Origin of the sequence: Winogradskyella eckloniae, from assembly GCF_013249045.1 — a bacterium.
In the GTDB taxonomy this organism is placed as follows: domain Bacteria; phylum Bacteroidota; class Bacteroidia; order Flavobacteriales; family Flavobacteriaceae; genus Winogradskyella; species Winogradskyella eckloniae.
Genome location: NZ_JABRWP010000003.1, coordinates 463714 through 480453 on the forward strand (window position 1 = coordinate 463714; position 16740 = coordinate 480453).

Consider the following 16740-nt stretch of genomic DNA (forward strand, 5'->3'; position numbering starts at 1 on the left):
AACTAAACATGGAAGAAAAGAAATTCGACGCTAAATCAATCATTGGTTTTATCCTAATATTCGGAATTTTGGTATTTATGATGTATCAAAATCAGCCAACTCCAGAAGAGCTAGAAGCACAGAAAAAGGCAGAGCAAGAGCAAGTTGAAGCAGCTAATTCTAGCAAACAAGACGACCCTCTAGTCACTACAGCTAATGATTATGCCAATACGCAAACGTTAGATTCTACACAGTTAGCAGCTGCTCAAGGAAAATTAGGACGTTTTGGGTATGCAGCCACTTTGCCAGGCGATGATGTTACCACAGTAGAAACAGATGTTTTTGAATTAAAATTTAATAGAATTGGTGGTCATTTAGCACAGGTTAAATTGAAAAAGTTTGTGGATTATGATTCAGTACCTATTTATTTGGTAAAGGATAATAATAGTGCCTTTAATTTAACGTTTGGTACTTCAGACAATCGCACCTTTAATACCCAAGAGTTACCATTTCAGCCTAAGGTAACTAAAAGTGGCGCAAATACCATTATTTCTATGCGATTTAAGGCTTCAGAAACGGCATTTTTAGAATACCGTTATGAGTTGAAGCCAGATGATTATATGATTGATTTCTCAATTAAATCTCAAGGTTTAAGTGGTGTTTTTAATACGTCGCAACCAATTACTTTAGATTGGAAACAAAAAGGTATTCGTCATGCCAAAAGTATAAGCTACGAAAATCGCTATACAAGACTAACTTATATGTATGATGATGGTAAGGTAGATAAATTATCTCAAATGGGAGATGATGATGAAACTGAAACAGAAGTAGAGTGGTTATCATATAGACAATTCTTTTTTAGTTCTATTTTAGTATCCAATGATAGTCCGTTTAAGTCTGTGGCTATGAGTTCAAAGAATTTGGTTGACGATGAGGAAATAGATACATTGTTTACTAAGATGTATACCTCAAAGTTACCATTAGCCTATAGTGGTGGAGAAATAAACAAGAGTTTAGGTTTATATTATGGACCAACTGAGGCGGCAACGTTAAAGTCTTATGATAAAGGATTAGATCAAAGTATTCCATTTGGTTGGGGCATTTTTGGTTGGATCAATAAAATAATTTTTATTCCATTATTTGGGTTTTTAATTCAATATTTACCACATGGAATTGCTATTGTAGTAATGACTATCTTAGTAAAAATAATGTTGTCTTTTGTACAGTATAAGCAGTTTTTGTCTCAGGCTAAGATGAAAATTTTAAAGCCAGAATTAGATGCAGTAAGAGAAAAGTATAAAGACAATAAATTAAAAGCACAACAAGAGACTATGGCCATACAAAGTAGAGCTGGCGCAAGTCCGTTGAGTGGTTGTTTACCTGGTTTAATGCAGATACCTGTATTCTATGCCTTGTTTCAATTTTTTCCAACAGCATTCGATTTAAGACAAAAAAGTTTCCTTTGGGCAGATGATTTAAGTTCTTATGATTCTATCTTAGAATTACCATTCAGTATTCCTTTTTATGGTAGTCATGTTAGTTTATTTCCAATATTAGCGGCTGTCGCTATATTCTTTTATATGAAAATGACCACAGGACAGCAAGTGGCATCGCAGCCAACACAAGAAGGGATGCCAGATATGGGGAAAATGATGAAGTATATGATTTACTTCTCTCCATTACTTATGTTGGTATTCTTTAATAATTATGCGTCTGGTTTAAGTTTGTACTATTTCATATCAAACTTAATTAGTATTGGTATTATGTTAGTAATTAAAAACTACATTATTGATGAAGACAAGGTATTGGCAAAAATTGAAGTGAACAAAACCAAGCCTAAAAAGCAAAACAAGTTTCAGAAAAAAATGGCTGAAATGATGGAGCAGGCTGAAGCTCAAAAACAAGCGCAACAAAAGAATAAAAAGAAGTAATTCTTTAGTCTTATAAAGGAAGCCTTAACCTAAGCGTTAAGGCTTTTTTATTGAAGTATCTTTTTGGACGTTTTGGGCGTATGTACGTGGCTTCCATGATTGTCACATAATTTTAGAATAATCTACAAGACCAAAACCATTTAAATTACAAAAGCCCAAACTTTACGTTTGAGCTTCTGCACCTAACTATTTATTAATCAAAACATATTAATAAATTTCCTTATTTATTTTATTGTGGTGTTAAAACAACTTTGTCTATCACATGAACAACACCGTTGATTGCTTGAATATCTACTAGAGAAACGATAATATTAATTACTCTGCCGTTAGCATCCGTTAAACTAAAAGACGTATTGTCTGCAGTAATTTCTCCACCAAGCGTTGTTACTGTTCCGTTTGGTAATTGTGATGACTGTACATTAGCGTTAACGATGTGATATAACAATACGGCATCAACAGTGTCAGTGCCTAAATCTGATAATGCAGACACATTTAATTCTGCTAATAAATCTGAAAAAGCATCGTTGGTAGGAGCGAACACTGTAAATGGTCCAGCTGTAGCATCAGAAACAGTTGTTATGTATGGAACAGTTGGTGTTCCTGAGTCAGCATAAGCCAATGCAGCAACTAAAGTATCTAAAGCAGGATTTGTTGTTGCAAAAGTCGCTATTGTTGGTAACCCTATAACTTCATCTACAATATGTACTATACCATTTGAAGCTATATTATCTGCATTTGTTACTGTAGAAGATCCATTAATCATTACGCCACTAGTCGTTTTAAAATATAGACTCAAATTTGCACCATTAGGTCCAGTTGCACCAGTGTTTACATAACCAGATCCAGCATTAGCCAAAGTCGTTGAGTTAATCGTCTCTCCAATTATAACATGATTCAATAAAATATTTCTTACTAAATCTTCTTCTGCAGTAGATAAATTGTCTAAGTCTAAACCAGTTGCTGTTAAAAGATCAGCAAAAGCCTCATTGGATGGAGCAAAAACTGTAAATGGTCCAGAACCTTGTAATGTCGTTACTAAATCAGTGGCTGTGAGGGCTGCAGCTAAAGATGTTAAATTGTTTTCTAAAGCAATATCAACAACAGTTGTTGGAGCTGTTGTGCCATTGTCATCATCGTCGCTACATGAAGTAAAACTTATAACCATTAGAAATACTGCAAGTAATTTGTAGTTTTTTAAAATAATTTTCATTGTTTTGAGTTTTTAAAGTGTTCATCATTCAAACCGCGCTGGTTTGTTTAACAAATATAGAAAATGGTTAAACAAAAAATTTATTCTCTTTTTATTTTAACAGTTTTTTTAACAACTAGTTATGCTCAAAAATCTGTAAATCAATTTGATAAAGACGGTAAACGTCATGGGAAATGGACAAAGAACTACCATAAAACAGATCAAAAACGATATGAAGGCACGTTTGTTCATGGTAAAGAAGTAGATTCCTTTAAATTTTACACTTTATCTTCTGGTAAAAGTGTATTAAGTGCAGTAAAAGTGTTTAATGAGCACGATAGTATTGCAGATGTTACCTTTTTTGCTTCAACTAAAAAAGTGATTAGCAAGGGTAAAATGAACGGAAAACGATTTACAGGCGATTGGGTTTTTTACCATAAAAATTCTTCAGATATAATGATTAAAGAACATTATAATGACGCCGGATTATTAGAGGGTGAACGTATTGTTTATTTTAAAACAGGAAAAGTTGCAGAACGTGCTAACTATAAAAATGGCGAATTGCATGGCGAATCAAAATGGTATTCGGAGCAAAATGTACTACTAAGGCATGCTAATTATATAGAAGGTCAGTTAGAAGGAAAAACCATACATTATAATTCAGAAGGACAAGTTGTCTCTGAAGGCGATTATAAGGACAATAAAAAGGATGGGATTTGGAAGTATTACAAGGCAGGACAGCTTAATAAAAAAATTGACCATACCACAGAAGAAATTATATATAAAAAAGAATAGTTTAAAGCTATACTATCAATAGAATTTGAAAATGGCAATCTTAACAAGATTGCCTTTTTTTATTTGTAATTTTGCCGCAGTTTTTTAGACTAAGATGTTTTAACTAAATATGAGATTCCTGTTTTACAGGTATTGTTTATGAAAAGAGTTATTGTAGGACTTTCAGGAGGAGTAGATTCTAGCGTTGCAGCTTATCTTTTAAAAGCGCAAGGCTATGAGGTGATTGGACTTTTTATGAAAAATTGGCACGATGATTCCGTGACCATTTCAGATGAATGTCCTTGGCTAGAAGATAGTAACGATGCCATGTTGGTAGCCGATAAATTAGGTATACCTTTTCAAACTGTAGATTTAAGTGTGCAGTACAAAGAGCGTATTGTAGATTATATGTTTAATGAATACGAAAAAGGACGTACGCCAAATCCTGATGTACTTTGCAATAGGGAAATAAAATTCGATGTCTTTATGGATATTGCTCTAGAACTAGGTGCAGATTTTGTTGCAACAGGTCATTATTGTAGAAAAGCAACGATTGAAAAAGATGGGAAACAAATACATCAACTCTTGGCAGGTGCAGACACTAATAAAGATCAATCCTATTTTCTTTGTCAATTATCACAACAACAATTAGCGAAAGCTTTGTTTCCTATTGGCGAATTACAAAAACCAGAAGTAAGAGAGATTGCTAAGGCTCAAGACTTAATTACAGCAGAAAAGAAAGATTCTCAAGGACTTTGTTTTATTGGTAAGGTAAGATTACCAGAGTTTTTACAACAACAATTAAAGCCAAAAGAAGGTGATATTGTTGAGGTAAATTCAGATTTAGAAATTTATAATCAAGCCATACCAAATTTCGATTCAAAAGAAGCAGAGTTAAAATACCGATCTAAAAAACCAGTATATAATATGTCTGATGGTAAAGTAGTTGGTAAACATCAAGGTGCGCACTATTTTACAAAAGGACAACGAAAAGGCTTAGGTGTTGGCGGTACCGTAGAACCTTTATTTGTAATAGATACAGATGTTAATGAGAATGTAATTTATACAGGTCAAGGCAAACAACATCCTGGCTTGTACAGAAATGTATTGTTTGTTACCAATGAAGAATTGCATTGGGTACGAGAAGATATGGCGATTGCTGAAGGGGAAACTTTATCTGTTATGGCTAGAATTCGTTACCGACAAGATTTAGAAAAAGCCACTTTACATAAAGTAGCCTCAGGCCTTTACGTAGCGTTTGAAAATAAACAATCAGCCATTACCGAAGGCCAATTTGTAGCGTGGTATATAGACGATGAATTATTAGGTTCAGGAGTAATTTCCTAACTTGCAGTAGGTATTTGTCTTTATTTAATGGCTTTTTCTAAGATTATAAAACCTAGAAACTGTAAACGTCGTAAATAAGTTAAAGTATAAAATTTATCAGTCCATGAAAATTAGTCTCTCTTTAGTTTTTTTGTTTTTAGTCAATGCTTTCGCCATAGCACAAGAAGATGCGTGGATTTACCTCACAGACAAACCAAATGTTGCCGCATCTATAGCCAACCCAATAAGTATTCTTACTCAGAAAGCTATTGATAGAAAGCAAAATCACAATGTGGTGATAGACGATCGTGATGTGCCAGTAAATGAAACCTATATTTCCGATTTAAAAAATCAAACAGGTATAACTGTTATGGCAAAATCTAAATGGTTTAATGCTGTCCATGTTAGAGGGACTGAAGCAGATATTAATGCATTAAGTAATTTAAATTATGTAGAGAGTATAGATTTTGCGAATAATAGTTTGGATGCCGCGTCTAGAAATGCATCGCCTTTAGATAAAAACGAAGTCGAAAATGAATCCATAGCTTTTACATATGGCAATGCGCAAAATCAAGTTGAAATGATTAATGTAAATAACTTGCATTTAGCAGATTTCACAGGAGATGGTATCACAATAGCGGTCATGGATGCAGGTTTTCCTAATGTTAATACTATGGCTGCTTTTCAGCGATTGAGAGATAATAATGATTTACTTCATGGCTATGATTTTGTAGACAGAAATGCTGATGTATATGCTTTTACAGGTAATAATCATGGTACAAAAGTATTGAGTACGATGGCAGCATTTGTACAAGGTCAATATGTTGGCACTGCGCCAGATGCAGCCTACTATTTATTTAGAACCGAAGATTCAGGGAGTGAAAATCCGGTTGAAGAAAGTTATTGGGTAGAAGCGGCAGAACGTGCTGATAGTTTGGGTGTTGATATGATAAACACCTCTTTAGGGTATCAAACGTATAATAATTCGAGTTATGATTATTCGCCTTCAGATATGAACGGACAAGTTACATATATAACAAAAGGTGCATCCATAGCTGCAGAAAAAGGAATATTGGTTGTTGTAAGTGCAGGTAACTCAGGAGCTACAAGCTGGCAAACTGTTGGTGCACCAGCAGATTCGCCAAACGTTTTGAGTATAGGAGCCGTGAATGCAGATGGCAATTATGTGTCATTTAGTTCACAAGGTAGTGCGGCTCAGGTTGGTTATCAAAAACCAGATGTTGTTGCACAAGGCGGATTGGCTTATGTTATTGATGAGTACGATGCTATTGTGCAAAATAACGGAACTTCATTTAGTGGTCCTATAATGTGTGGTGGTATCGCTTCGCTTTGGCAAGCCATACCAGAGAAATTACCTTCTGAAGTCATGAGCTTGGTAAGAGAATCGGCTTCTCAATATACAAATCCTGATGATTTTTTAGGCTATGGGATTCCAGATTTAGATTTGGCAAGAACAACGGTATTATCTATAGATGCTGTGTTATTGGAAGGTATTAATATTTATCCTAATCCAGTAACCGCTTATTTAAATATTAACAGTACAACTGATTTACTTAATGTTGAAGCTTCGATTTGCAATCAATTAGGTCAAAAGATTTTAAGTCAAAATATGACGAATAACAACTCTAAGCTAGATGTTTCAGAGTTAGAAAAAGGAATTTATTTTGTTCGTCTTAATAATGAAAAATATTCAAAAACCTTCAAGTTTATAAAAGCGTAACGTTTAATTATGGCGAATAGAATTACAACATTGTTTGGTATTAAACACCCAATAATCCAAGCAGGAATGATTTGGAATAGCGGTTGGAAACTAGCCTCAGCGGCTAGTAATTCTGGTATTTTAGGTTTGTTAGGTGCAGGCTCTATGTATCCAGAAGTATTGCGAACGCATATTCAGAAATGTAAAGCGGCAACCGATAAACCTTTTGGTGTAAATGTGCCTATGTTATATCCAAATATTCAAGAAATAATGGATATCATTGTAGAAGAAGGTGTTAAAATAGTATTTACTTCGGCAGGAAACCCAAAGACTTGGACCCAATGGCTACAAAATAAAGGGATTATAGTTGTCCATGTGGTGAGTAGTGTGAAATTTGCATTAAAAGCACAAGCAGCAGGTGTAGATGCCATTGTAGCAGAAGGTTTTGAAGCAGGAGGACACAACGGAAGAGATGAAACGACAACCTTAACCTTAATACCTATGGTAAAAGAACAACTACAGATACCATTAATTGCGGCAGGTGGTATTGCAACAGGTAAAGCCATGTTGGCATGTATGGTTTTAGGTGCAGATGGTGTACAGGTTGGGAGTCGATTTGTAGCTAGTGAAGAATCGTCTGCTCATCAAGTCTTTAAACAAGTGGTAGTAGATGCCAAAGAAGGTGATACACAACTCACTTTAAAAGAATTAGCACCTGTAAGATTAATAAAGAATAAGTTTTATAACGAACTACAGGACCTTTATAAAACGAGTCCAACACCAGAGCAACTCAAAGAATTGTTAGGAAGGGCCAGAGCCAAAAGAGGTATGTTTGAAGGTGATTTAGAAGATGGTGAATTAGAAATAGGGCAAATAGCTGGTTTAATACACAATGTAAAACCAGTAGCGCAAATTGTTGCGGATATGGTTACCGAGTTTGAAGCAGCTAAAAAAGTAGTACCAACGCTGTAGGCTTATTCGTCGCAGTGAATAGCCTTCATATTAGGAATAGGAGTAGAGGAAAAACGGTTGGAATTTAAAAAATAATTAGGGATAATTAATGCTTTTAAAACCATTGGATTATCTTTATAATTCATTTTAACCAATACATTGCATCATGAAACAACTAAGCGCACTATTCGTAATTCTTTTTGGTTTTTATGCTTGTGAAAACAAGATCAATTTTGATAGTGAAGAGGATCCTATTAAAGTAAACTGGCACGATCGTGAAGTGACAATTGCTAAGTCAGATTCGCTATTTACGTCAGGACATTCTTATTTGTCTGTTTATTCACAAATTTATAGTTATTCGCAGCATAAAACCTATAACTTAACGGCTATGGTTAGTTTAAGAAATGTGAGTATGAAAGACACTGTATATTTAACGCACGCAGATTATTACGATACTCATGGTACACTGTTAAAGAGCTATATTAAAAACACCGTATATTTGGCACCTTTAGAAACTGTAGAAATAGTTATTGATGAAGCCGATATTTCGGGTGGTACAGGTTCTAACTTTTTATTTGATTGGAAAGTGCTAAAAGACACTCCAGAACCACTTTTTGAAGGCGTTATGACTTCTACAGCAGGTCAGCAAGGCTTATCATTTATTACACAAGCAAAAAGGATTTATTAAATGGCAGAAATTTTAACGAGTATATTTTTTTTATTTGCGGTTATTGATCCCATTGGTACAGTGCCTGTGTTTTTAGAAGCAACCAAAGAGTTTGATGCAAAATATAAGAAGAAAATAGCTCTTAGAGCTTCAGGTGTTGCGTTTCTAATTTTACTCTTTTTTATTGTCATTGGGCAACTCATTCTTGAAGGCATGGAAGTTTCCTTAGATGCGTTTCAAATTTCAGGAGGTGTCATCTTATTTCTGTTTGCCCTTACAATGATCTTTGGAGATGGTAAACCAGAAAAGGAGAAAAGTCAAATTTCAGATTATAAACATGTGACTATTTTTCCTGTTGCCATTCCGTCGATAGCTTCACCTGGCGCTATAATGGCTGTAGTGTTATTGACTGATAATCATACATATACTATTAACGAGCAAATAATGACCACGCTTTTAGTATTGCTAGTAATAGGCGCTACAAGTTTAATATTGTTGGCTGCAACAAAAGTTCAGGATAGAATAGGGAGTTATGGCATTACGGTCATCAGTAAAATAATGGGCTTAATTTTAGCAGCGTATGCGGTTCAAAATATTTTATCAGGAATTTCAGATTATTTTACGAAATAATTAGCTTCAAAAAGGCCATTGAAGTATTACTTTTGCGCCATGATTTTAAGCAATTATACAAAGGAGTTTAAATATAATTTAAAGCTCGCTTCTCCTGTTATATTGGGAATGCTCGGACACACGTTTGTGAGTTTCATAGATAACGTAATGGTTGGGCAATTGGGAGCGGCAGAATTGGCTGCTGTTTCATTAGGAAATAGCTTTATTTTTATAGCAATGTCTTTAGGTATTGGGTTTTCAACGGCAATTACTCCACTTGTAGCTGAGGCCGATTCTGAAAATAATTTTACTAAAGGGAAATCCGTTTTTAAACACGGATTGTTTTTATGTACTGTTTTAGGCTTGCTATTATTTGTAATGCTATTATTTGCTAAACCTTTAATGCATGTTATGGACCAGCCTGAAGAGGTTGTAGCATTGGCTTTACCGTATCTCGATTTGGTTGCTTTTTCTTTAGTACCATTAATTATATTTCAGGCATTTAAGCAGTTTAGTGATGGTCTGTCATTGACTAAATATCCTATGTATGCTACTATAGTGGCTAATTTATTGAATGTCGCCATTAACTATGTTTTAATTTTTGGAAAATTTGGTTTTCCAGAAATGGGAATTGTAGGTGCGGCTGTTGGGACTTTAGTTTCACGTTTTGTCATGGTCGCTTATTTGTGGTGGTTATTGGCTAAACGCGAAAAATCCAAACCGTTTGTAACACAAATTAAATTCTTTGAGCTAAAAAAATACCCTTTAAAAAAGCTTACCAATTTAGGCTTACCTAGTGCCATGCAGATGTTTTTTGAGGTTGCTATTTTTACAGCTGCGATATGGTTGAGCGGAACACTAGGTGCAAATGCGCAAGCGGCAAATCAAATAGCACTAAATTTGTCATCTATGACCTTTATGGTCGCTATGGGATTGAGTGTTGCTGCAATGATACGCGTTGGTAATCAAAAAGGATTAAAAGATTTTAAAGCCTTAAGACGAATTGCAGAATCTATATTTTTAATTGGGTTTTGTTTCGCGATACTGTTTGCGTTATTATTTGTGATATTTCATACAATGTTGCCTAATTTATATGTGGATTTAGATGATCCTGTAAATGCGATAGATACGGCTCAGGTTGTAGATATTGCTGCTACATTATTGTTGGCATCTGCAGTGTTTCAAATTAGTGATAGTCTACAAGTCATTATACTTGGCGCATTGAGAGGCTTGCAAGATGTAAAGATACCAACGATATTAACCTTTGTGTCTTATTGGGTTATTGGTTTTCCCATTAGTTATTTTCTTGGAAAAGAAGATGCTTATGGAAGCATTGGTATTTGGATTGGACTGTTAGCAGGTTTAACAGCAGCTGCAATTTTATTATATTTTAGGTTTAATTATCTCACAAAGCGTTTAATTTTGCAACAAGATAAAAATTAGTACATGGAACTACCAAAATTTATATTAGGAGACAATACAGATTTTCCTAATGCCATTTATATTATACATACAGAATTTCCGAGATTTATAATTAATCTAGAAAATGATGAGGTAGAATGGTTTGAAGAATTCGATCAGCACGATGAAAAAGAGCTCGAAACCGAAACGGAAAACTATATTAAACAAGCTACTGATTTTTACGATAGGGAAGTGGCTAGATATGATGATTAATGCTAGAACAACTGTTACAATACGATAAAGAGTTATTTCTATATCTCAACAATTTAGGAACAGCATCTTGGGATGGCTTATGGTTAGTGATAACCAATAAATTCTCATCGATTCCTTTATATCTCGTATTGTTGTTTTTAATTTATAAGAAATTTGGTTGGAAAGCTTTACTCTTAATGGTTTTGGTAATTGCTGGTATGATTGCATTTACAGATCAAATAACCAATGTTTTTAAAGATACATTTATGCGTCCAAGACCTTGTAGAGCAGAAGGTGTTATGGATTTTACGCGCTTTATTGCACCTCGTTGTGGTAAGTATGGTTTTTTCTCAGGTCATTCTTCTAACTCTATGTCTACAGCACTATTCGCGGGTTTATTGTTAAGACCGTATTTTAAAAATCTTATTTATATTTTAATTGTTTGGAGTTTAGTCGTGGCCTACAGTCGTATCTATGTTGGTGTTCATTATCCATTAGATATTGCATGCGGATTACTCTTTGGAGCCATTTCGGGTTTTGGATTTTATAAGCTGAACAAATATTTAATGAAACGTTTTATTTCAAAGTAAGCTTATATAATTGATTAACCAGTCTTGATTTATGATCTCTAGCAGAAAAATTTAAATCATAAGTAGCTATAAATTCAATAGTATATAATTTAGAAAGTTCTGATATATCTTCTGGTTTTGACGTTGAGGTTAACAGTCTAAATTGTTTTTCAGCAGGAATTAAAATGCCGTCTTTCGTTTTTAAACTGAGAATTTTACGCCCATAATTATATAACACTTCTGGAGAAACACCATCTAAGGTGTAGAGTTTTAAGTGGTCAGCATTTAATTCTGAAACGGCTTTATAATGCGCTTGCGCTTGGCCTTTTGCTAATGGTAATACCAAGACTCCTATACTCATCATAAACGCTACAACAAGATAGAATACGTTTTTTATGTCTTTTGTTCTTAAGTTTTTAAAAATGAAAAAACCAATAATGGCTAAGACTGCACTGGCCATAAAAAATCTAATTTTAGTAGAGCCCTCTGTATCAGATAATAAAAAGAAACCAGATGCCCAAAATAAGATGCCAATAGTGCCAATTAAGCCAAATTGAAAATATACAGGAATCGTTTCTTTTTTTGAAGTTATAGTTTTGAATTCTCTAATTAAATACTCAATGTAGAAGCCAATATTTATGGCCAAAGGAATTAAAACAGGCATTAAATAACGCGATTTTTTTTCAGGAATTACAGACAATAGAATCACTGCAAAAATGGTCCAAAAGAAGCTAAAACGATATGCTTTTATATTTGAAACTCGTGTTTTTAAATAAGGATAAAGTAAACTAATAAAAGCTGGGATTGTCCACAATCCGCTTTGTACAAAGAAGCTCCAGTAATAATAAAACGGTCTTACATTATAGCTACTCCAATTTGATGTTTCACGTTCTGCAATAGCGGTAAATGTTTTAGGATCGGCAATTCGGACATGAAAGTACCACCATCCACCTAAAACAATACCAAAGATTAATAGACTAAGAAGTTTTAAAAAATGAATCGGTTGGCCTTTAAACTTAAACACAATGCCATAGGCTATTACAAATGGTAAGAATAACACATATAATGAAACAGGGCCTTTAGATAATACGGAACCTGCTAAAAACAACACAAAAAGTAAGCTTCTTAAAATAGAAGTTTCTTTTGTTCTAAACATTAGAAATAATTGATGTAATGCCATCAGCATAAAGCCATGGGTGTAAATATCCCAAGGCGCTTCAATGGTAATTCCAATAATATAAAATGAGGTTATAGCTATAAAACCATTGATAAGACTATGTGCTTTAGATAACTCTAATTTTTTTGACAGCAAATAAATTGAAACACCAATACTCGCCACAAAAAGTAAGGTAGGCCAGCGTAATGCTAAAACAGAGGTTATACCAAATATATAGCCAAAAATGGCTGTAATCCATGTTGGTAATGGTGGTTTTTGGTAACGTGCTTGGCCATTAAGAGTGGTTAAAATCCAGTTATCATCTGTGAGCATTTCTCTAGCCGAAATAAAATTACGAGCTTCCATAATGGTTACAGGTATGGCATCTATCGTAAAGCCTAGCATAACAACTACACAACATAATAGACTAAGGATGGGCTGTTTTTCTATTAACTTTATCATTATTAATCTTTGGTTTGTCTAATGAGATATGCATTTCGAGCATAAATTATAAGGCCGAATAAATGACCAACAAATAAAACTGGGTCTTTTCTAATGATGGCGTAGGTTAATATTAAACCAGCACCAATTAAACTCAAGACCCAAAATCCCATTGGTAAGGTTGATGCTTTGTTGCGTTCAGAATGTATCCATTGATAAACAAATCGCAATGTGAAAATGACTTGAGCAACAACACCTAAGGTTAATAACCAAGTAGGAATGTCTGCATTTTTAAAAAGTAAGTCGACATCTATTTGATTGTTGTTAAAGTAAAATATTACAATGAAAATAGGTGCAAAAAATAACAAATATTGAATGACTTTTGGAAACTTCTGCCACTGACCTTGCAATTGTAAATTTCTAATATAAATGAAATAGGTTAAACTCTGACCAAGCATAATGGCGAAGTCTAAACGTAAATAACCATAGATAAATAAGAGAAAAGAAGCGATTAAACTCAGTGTCCAAAACGTTTTTGGTGTTATGACCTTACGTTGCTTTTCTGAGGCTATCCATTGTATAATTAGCCGAGAAGAAAATAAAATCTGAGCTAAAAATCCGATGCTGTAAATAATCCAGTCTTTCAATATTAAAGATGTTGTTTTAAATTCAATTTAGTCCAAACATTTGTACCATTAGCAATGGTTACCTAGGTCACTGTAATAATAGACGTCCTAATTATTTACTAGATTTTGATACCTCGTAATTAATGTATTTTTTTTTCATCCATAGATAAGCAAAACAATCCATTAAAGGGCCAAGTAATCTGTTCCACAATCCGAATTTAGCAGTGCCAGCCATTCTTGGAAAATGCTGCACTGTCACTTGTGTAACACGACCGTTTTGCAACATAATCATTGCAGGTAAAAAACGATGTAATCCTCTAAACATTGGGATGCGCTTCGCATAATCTGTTCGTATAACTTTTAGTGGGCAGCCAGTATCATCCATTCCATCTTTTGTAAATGCACGTCTTATGCCGTTTGCTATTTTAGACGACATGTTTTTTACAAAGGAATCTTTACGGTTAGAGCGCACACCAGTGACTAATTCATGCGTATCTATATGTTCTAATAAAATATTAAAATCTTCGGGTGCCGTTTGCAAGTCAGAATCTATATAACCTACAAGTTCAGAATCTACATGGTCAAAACCAGCTTTTATCGCAGCACTCAAGCCTCTATTTTCTTTAAATAGAATATATTCAAAAGCTTCATGACGTTCGCAAATACCTTCAATTAACGCTTGGCTATTATCGCTAGAACCATCATTTACAAATAAAATGGATGTAGAAACAGTCGCTATGTCTAAATAATTAGAAAGCTCTTTTTCTACACGGTCTAAATTGTCCTCTTCGTTATAAACAGGAACTATGATAGTAAACTTATACGTCATGTGCTTATGTGCTTAGTCTATACAAAAGTATTGTTTTTTATATTAGCGATAAAGCCTATTTAATTAAAGCTGCTGTTTTAAATAAACAATCGCCAAATACTAAATATTGAAAATAGAATCGCCATAAATGAAATCAATGCAGCTAATAAGGCAACTTGTTTTAATTCTGCTTTAAAGGCTAAATATAAACTCACTATGCAACCTATTAAAGGCATTATACCGTAATAATATCTATAACCGTAGATTAACCATTCTGATAGACCAAATAAAGCACGCGTTTTAGCAGTAGATCTCATATAATGTTGGTAGATAGTTAGATGAATATGTGCCAAAATTATTAAGCTAATGGTACTTAATATGAGTATGGCATATATTATTTTTTTATTCACAGGTTTAATATATACTCAGCAGCAGCAAAAGGTGTTGTTTTTCCGGCTTTAACTAATTTAATTTGAGATTCTAATTCTTCTTTTATGTTAGAAGTATTATAAAAATTAGATTTTAAACGGTCTTCTATGGTTTGGAGTAACCAAAACTTATTCTGTTGTGTCCTGTTGTTTTCAAAATAGTTACTCGTTGTCATGGTTTTAACGTATTCTTCAATAAGATTCCAAACGTCATTAATGCCTTCACGTTTTAAAGCACTACATAAAGTAACTTTTGGTGACCATTTAGAGTCTTTAGAAGGGTATAAATGTAACGCTCTATTAAATTCTACTTTAGCTGTTTTCGCAGCTTTAATATTGTCCCCATCAGCTTTGTTAATAACGATGGCATCTGCCATCTCAATGATGCCACGTTTTATACCTTGTAATTCATCACCAGCACCAGCGAGTTTTAGTAATAAAAAGAAATCTACCATACTGTGCACAGCCGTTTCGCTTTGACCAACACCTACGGTTTCAATAATAATAACATCATAACCAGCAGCTTCACATAAAATAATGGTTTCTCTGGTTTTTCTGGCAACACCTCCTAAAGAATTTCCTGAGGGCGAAGGTCTAATAAATGCATTTTCATGCTTCACTAAATCTTCCATTCGGGTTTTATCACCTAAAATACTGCCCTTGCTTAGACTGCTACTTGGGTCTACGGCAAGGACTGCTACTTTTTTACCAATAGCGGTGAGATGCAATCCAAAAGCTTCAATAAAGGTGCTTTTTCCAACACCAGGCACACCTGTGATACCAATTCTTACCGAATTATTAGCATAAGGCAAACATTGAGTAATGATGTCGTTCGCTTTTTTAGTGTGTAAGGGATTTGTGCTTTCTACTAAGGTAATAGCTCTACTTAATGCTGTAATGTTTTTTGAAGTAATACCAGAAACCAATTCATGGACAGAAGGCTGTTTTTGTCGGTTTTCTTTTATGGTTTTTGCAGCGTTAGAACTAAGGCTTTTAGGCGAATTGACACCTTTTTGCTCATGCAAAGCAGACTTAAATAGCTTATCTTTTTTGTCGCTTTGCATCACATATTAAGGTTTTGAAGGCGTATGCGATCTTAATGGCAGTTCAATAATAGTATTGTCCCAAGCCATCGTTAATTTAAGATTCCCAGTTTTATGATCAAAAGCAATTGTAAATTGTTCTACAGTTTCATCAATTTGTTCTGAAGGCACAACAACTTCTAAGGCGTCATAATTTGGATCCCACATTGGTTCCATTTTTTCATTAACACCCCAATCATACTGCTTAGAATTAAACATTATTTTCCATTGTGCTTGCATAGGCACAGTCCAAATGGTGTATTTTCCTTTTTTTAAAACCATTCCATCTATTAAGAGATCTTTATTAGTCTCAAAGGTTGTGGCTTCGTTTGCACCTGTTCGCCATACTTGATTAAATGGAACAAGAGCGCCAAAAACAATACGTTCTCTTTTAGAAGGTCTGTTGTATTCTACTTTTAATTTTAAATCATTAAGCGCGATTTCTGCTGTGTCTTTAGGACTCAATCGTGGCGAGAAAATATTTTCTACAAATACAGAATATAATAGTAAACCTAAGGCTAATATACTGAGAATAATAAGGAGGCGTTTTAGCATAGTTGTTATTCTAAAAAATTAAGAAAGTTAAATGAAATGCAAACTTATGCATTCTATGTCTAAAGATAATTCAAATCCTTAAATTTATAAGTTACTAACGCTGAATTTTAAGCATTTCTTATAAAAAAATGATCTTTTAAGATAAATTTTTGCAACACTTTATTTTTTGTGTCGTCTTTAGTGTATAATCAATCAAAAAAACCAAAACCAAAATTAGTACGTTTCAAATTCATATTGTTGAACTGTGTAAACAGAACAATAGGCAAGCCCAATTAC

At 33.9% G+C, this 16740-nt stretch carries 17 protein-coding genes; 10 read left to right on the plus strand and 7 right to left on the minus strand.

Annotation, left to right across the window (positions count from 1 at the left end):
• Positions 1-8 precede the first annotated feature (8 nt).
• Positions 9-1910: a membrane protein insertase YidC gene (gene yidC, locus HNV08_RS07430; RefSeq protein WP_173280534.1), complete on the plus strand. Its 1902-nt coding sequence runs from the start codon at positions 9-11 to the stop codon at positions 1908-1910.
• Positions 1911-2139: 229 nt separating this feature from the next.
• Here the strand turns inward: yidC and HNV08_RS07435 are convergent, their stop codons facing one another.
• Positions 2140-3120 carry a fasciclin domain-containing protein gene (locus HNV08_RS07435; RefSeq protein ID WP_173280535.1) on the minus strand — a complete coding sequence of 327 codons (981 nt, stop codon included), beginning with the start codon at positions 3118-3120 and terminating at the stop codon, positions 2140-2142.
• A gap of 63 nt (positions 3121-3183) precedes the next feature.
• Between HNV08_RS07435 and HNV08_RS07440 the strand changes: the two genes are divergently transcribed.
• The 9 genes from HNV08_RS07440 to HNV08_RS07480 all read left to right on the plus strand — a co-directional run bounded on the left by HNV08_RS07440 (position 3184) and on the right by HNV08_RS07480 (position 11389).
• Positions 3184-3894 carry a toxin-antitoxin system YwqK family antitoxin gene (locus HNV08_RS07440; protein WP_173280536.1) on the plus strand — a complete coding sequence of 237 codons (711 nt, stop codon included), beginning with the start codon at positions 3184-3186 and terminating at the stop codon, positions 3892-3894.
• A gap of 138 nt (positions 3895-4032) precedes the next feature.
• Positions 4033-5220 (plus strand): tRNA 2-thiouridine(34) synthase MnmA, encoded by a 1188-nt coding sequence (gene mnmA, locus HNV08_RS07445; RefSeq protein ID WP_173280537.1) that lies wholly within the window; start codon positions 4033-4035, stop codon positions 5218-5220.
• Positions 5221-5323: 103 nt separating this feature from the next.
• Positions 5324-6940 (plus strand): S8 family serine peptidase, encoded by a 1617-nt coding sequence (locus HNV08_RS07450; protein WP_173280538.1) that lies wholly within the window; start codon positions 5324-5326, stop codon positions 6938-6940.
• Between the two features lie 9 nt (positions 6941-6949).
• Positions 6950-7891 carry an NAD(P)H-dependent flavin oxidoreductase gene (locus HNV08_RS07455; protein ID WP_173280539.1) on the plus strand — a complete coding sequence of 314 codons (942 nt, stop codon included), beginning with the start codon at positions 6950-6952 and terminating at the stop codon, positions 7889-7891.
• A 145-nt stretch (positions 7892-8036) separates the two neighbouring features.
• Entirely contained in the window at positions 8037-8558 is a 522-nt protein-coding gene (locus tag HNV08_RS07460) for a DUF3124 domain-containing protein (protein WP_173280540.1), read from the plus strand.
• A complete protein-coding gene (locus HNV08_RS07465; RefSeq protein ID WP_173280541.1) occupies positions 8559-9167 on the plus strand; it encodes a MarC family protein in 609 nt (202 codons plus the stop codon).
• 39 nt (positions 9168-9206) lie between these two features.
• Positions 9207-10589, plus strand: coding sequence for an MATE family efflux transporter (locus HNV08_RS07470; RefSeq protein ID WP_173280542.1), 1383 nt, complete (start codon positions 9207-9209; stop codon positions 10587-10589).
• Positions 10590-10592: 3 nt separating this feature from the next.
• Positions 10593-10820, plus strand: coding sequence for a hypothetical protein (locus HNV08_RS07475; RefSeq protein WP_173280543.1), 228 nt, complete (start codon positions 10593-10595; stop codon positions 10818-10820).
• Positions 10820-11389, plus strand: a complete 570-nt coding sequence (locus HNV08_RS07480) for a phosphatase PAP2 family protein (RefSeq protein WP_173280544.1) — start codon at positions 10820-10822, stop codon at positions 11387-11389. Before HNV08_RS07475 ends, HNV08_RS07480 begins: the two co-directional genes overlap by 1 nt.
• On the opposite strand, the gene HNV08_RS07485 is transcribed toward HNV08_RS07480, so the two are convergent.
• The 6 genes from HNV08_RS07485 to HNV08_RS07510 all read right to left on the minus strand — a co-directional run bounded on the left by HNV08_RS07485 (position 11376) and on the right by HNV08_RS07510 (position 16464).
• Entirely contained in the window at positions 11376-12986 is a 1611-nt protein-coding gene (locus HNV08_RS07485) for an ArnT family glycosyltransferase (RefSeq protein WP_173280545.1), read from the minus strand. The genes HNV08_RS07480 and HNV08_RS07485 overlap by 14 nt on opposite strands.
• A 2-nt stretch (positions 12987-12988) precedes the next feature.
• Positions 12989-13612, minus strand: coding sequence for a lipid-A-disaccharide synthase N-terminal domain-containing protein (locus HNV08_RS07490; RefSeq protein ID WP_173280546.1), 624 nt, complete (start codon positions 13610-13612; stop codon positions 12989-12991).
• 91 nt (positions 13613-13703) lie between these two features.
• Positions 13704-14420, minus strand: coding sequence for a glycosyltransferase family 2 protein (locus tag HNV08_RS07495; protein ID WP_173280547.1), 717 nt, complete (start codon positions 14418-14420; stop codon positions 13704-13706).
• Between the two features lie 77 nt (positions 14421-14497).
• Entirely contained in the window at positions 14498-14716 is a 219-nt protein-coding gene (locus HNV08_RS07500; RefSeq protein ID WP_173280548.1) for a hypothetical protein, read from the minus strand.
• Positions 14717-14805: 89 nt separating this feature from the next.
• Positions 14806-15891: a methylmalonyl Co-A mutase-associated GTPase MeaB gene (gene meaB, locus HNV08_RS07505; protein WP_173280549.1), complete on the minus strand. Its 1086-nt coding sequence runs from the start codon at positions 15889-15891 to the stop codon at positions 14806-14808.
• Between the two features lie 6 nt (positions 15892-15897).
• The gene (locus HNV08_RS07510) at positions 15898-16464 is read right to left on the minus strand and encodes a DUF2911 domain-containing protein (RefSeq protein WP_173280550.1); all 567 of its coding nucleotides are present in this window, start codon (positions 16462-16464) and stop codon (positions 15898-15900) included.
• Positions 16465-16740: the final 276 nt, after the last annotated feature.

What these genes read in the sequence shown, in the direction of transcription:
- HNV08_RS07485 (WP_173280545.1), bottom strand. Translation starts at nt 12,986, where the DNA reads ATGATAAAGTTAATAGAAAAACAGCCCATCCTTAGTCTATTATGTTGT.
- HNV08_RS07450 (WP_173280538.1), top strand. Translation starts at nt 5,324, where the DNA reads ATGAAAATTAGTCTCTCTTTAGTTTTTTTGTTTTTAGTCAATGCTTTC.
- HNV08_RS07435 (WP_173280535.1), bottom strand. Translation starts at nt 3,120, where the DNA reads ATGAAAATTATTTTAAAAAACTACAAATTACTTGCAGTATTTCTAATG.
- HNV08_RS07475 (WP_173280543.1), top strand. Translation starts at nt 10,593, where the DNA reads ATGGAACTACCAAAATTTATATTAGGAGACAATACAGATTTTCCTAAT.
- HNV08_RS07495 (WP_173280547.1), bottom strand. Translation starts at nt 14,420, where the DNA reads ATGACGTATAAGTTTACTATCATAGTTCCTGTTTATAACGAAGAGGAC.
- mnmA (WP_173280537.1), top strand. Translation starts at nt 4,033, where the DNA reads ATGAAAAGAGTTATTGTAGGACTTTCAGGAGGAGTAGATTCTAGCGTT.
- HNV08_RS07460 (WP_173280540.1), top strand. Translation starts at nt 8,037, where the DNA reads ATGAAACAACTAAGCGCACTATTCGTAATTCTTTTTGGTTTTTATGCT.
- HNV08_RS07480 (WP_173280544.1), top strand. Translation starts at nt 10,820, where the DNA reads ATGCTAGAACAACTGTTACAATACGATAAAGAGTTATTTCTATATCTC.
- HNV08_RS07470 (WP_173280542.1), top strand. Translation starts at nt 9,207, where the DNA reads ATGATTTTAAGCAATTATACAAAGGAGTTTAAATATAATTTAAAGCTC.
- yidC (WP_173280534.1), top strand. Translation starts at nt 9, where the DNA reads ATGGAAGAAAAGAAATTCGACGCTAAATCAATCATTGGTTTTATCCTA.
- meaB (WP_173280549.1), bottom strand. Translation starts at nt 15,891, where the DNA reads ATGCAAAGCGACAAAAAAGATAAGCTATTTAAGTCTGCTTTGCATGAG.
- HNV08_RS07510 (WP_173280550.1), bottom strand. Translation starts at nt 16,464, where the DNA reads ATGCTAAAACGCCTCCTTATTATTCTCAGTATATTAGCCTTAGGTTTA.
- HNV08_RS07500 (WP_173280548.1), bottom strand. Translation starts at nt 14,716, where the DNA reads ATGAGATCTACTGCTAAAACGCGTGCTTTATTTGGTCTATCAGAATGG.
- HNV08_RS07465 (WP_173280541.1), top strand. Translation starts at nt 8,559, where the DNA reads ATGGCAGAAATTTTAACGAGTATATTTTTTTTATTTGCGGTTATTGAT.
- HNV08_RS07455 (WP_173280539.1), top strand. Translation starts at nt 6,950, where the DNA reads ATGGCGAATAGAATTACAACATTGTTTGGTATTAAACACCCAATAATC.
- HNV08_RS07440 (WP_173280536.1), top strand. Translation starts at nt 3,184, where the DNA reads ATGGTTAAACAAAAAATTTATTCTCTTTTTATTTTAACAGTTTTTTTA.